The 1084-nt window shown below is 59.3% G+C and carries 2 protein-coding genes and 1 pseudogene; all 3 read left to right on the top strand.

Annotation, left to right across the window (positions count from 1 at the left end; translation table 11 throughout):
* The first annotated feature begins 290 nt into the window (after positions 1–290).
* Positions 291–599: a hypothetical protein gene (locus tag AvAM_RS04770; RefSeq protein ID WP_137746016.1), complete on the top strand. Its 309-nt coding sequence runs from the start codon at positions 291–293 to the stop codon at positions 597–599.
* Between the two features lie 26 nt (positions 600–625).
* Positions 626–847 carry a hypothetical protein gene (locus AvAM_RS04775; RefSeq protein WP_137746017.1) on the top strand — a complete coding sequence of 74 codons (222 nt, stop codon included), beginning with the start codon at positions 626–628 and terminating at the stop codon, positions 845–847.
* Positions 848–968: 121 nt separating this feature from the next.
* Positions 969–1084, top strand: a pseudogene (locus AvAM_RS25855) (IS30 family transposase); the annotation flags it as partial.

A 1084-nucleotide genomic window follows, 5' to 3' on the forward strand; every position in this document is an offset into this window, starting at 1 on the left:
GCGATCTCGCTGAGAGAGAGTTGGTCGCGCAGCCTCATGCGCCTGACCTTGCCAATCATGTCCATGGTGATCACCTTGAATCCCTGCTGAAATTCTCAGCAGGTCAGTGGAACACCCTGGTCAATATTGGATTGGCACTTTGCGGTTTAGCTGGTCAAGATTGCATCGGCACTAACAGTGGGGGGCGAAAGAGTGCTCCATGGGGAGGCCTCCTTGGGTTCATCCTACATGCGCATTGGTGGCAAAAGCTGTATATTTATCCAGTATTCAACCACAGGAGAAGCAGCGCCATGCAAGTCATCGAATCCACCTATGTCGTCACCCTGCGCGACTACCCCGAAGAGATCCCGGCCAAGGAGCGGATTGCCGCAGAAACCCGGTATGCCCAAGCGCTGGAAAAGCAGCTGGGTGGCCCCGAGCAAGTGGCAGCCGCCCTGGACACCATGCACAGCCTGGAAGAGTCGCCACCCGAGGTGGTGTCTCCTGGTGATCTCACCTTGCTCAAGGCCTGGGGCAAGGCCAGTGCGGCGGCCAAGCAAGCCGGGTTCCGGGATCTGGGGGAAGGGGAGGGGGCGTACTTTGAAGTGCGGATGGTGTGAGGGTGGAGGTCCACTGAGGACACGCCATGCCGATCGACTCGCCCTGGAACTACCCGACGCTGATGTGCACGCCACCGGGCAGAGCCGGTGGAGTGTTCCCGACGGAGACCGTGCTACCGCTGGAGGCGGAGGCCTATGCGGTCACGCAGGAGGGTGAGATCTGGCGGGTGATGGTGAAGCACTCGGGTGTAGTGCTGTATGAGGGGCCCGGGCCCGTGGTGCTGGTGGAGTCGCCAGCGCCGTTTTGAATAGCGTGAAGAGTGTGAATGTGTGACGAGTCTGCTTTGATCTGGTTGGCCGCTTTGCAGGGCGGATTCAACCGGTCGATGCAACACACTAACCACCGCGCAGGTGCAAGGAGTGTTGCAGATGAAACAGCGACCAAGAATCTACTATTCGGATACCCAGAAGGCACTGATGTGGGAGCGCTGGAAGCAAGGCTGGACGCTGCATGAGATCGGCAAGCTCTTTGATCGCGCCCACTC

It is taken from the genome of Acidovorax sp. NB1 (assembly GCF_005405905.1).
GTDB lineage: Bacteria > Pseudomonadota > Gammaproteobacteria > Burkholderiales > Burkholderiaceae_C > Acidovorax.

Bases quoted from the DNA above. Each gene is read 5' to 3' on its own strand.
- AvAM_RS04770 (WP_137746016.1), top strand. From the start codon at position 291: ATGCAAGTCATCGAATCCACCTATGTCGTCACCCTGCGCGACTACCCC.
- AvAM_RS04775 (WP_137746017.1), top strand. From the start codon at position 626: ATGCCGATCGACTCGCCCTGGAACTACCCGACGCTGATGTGCACGCCA.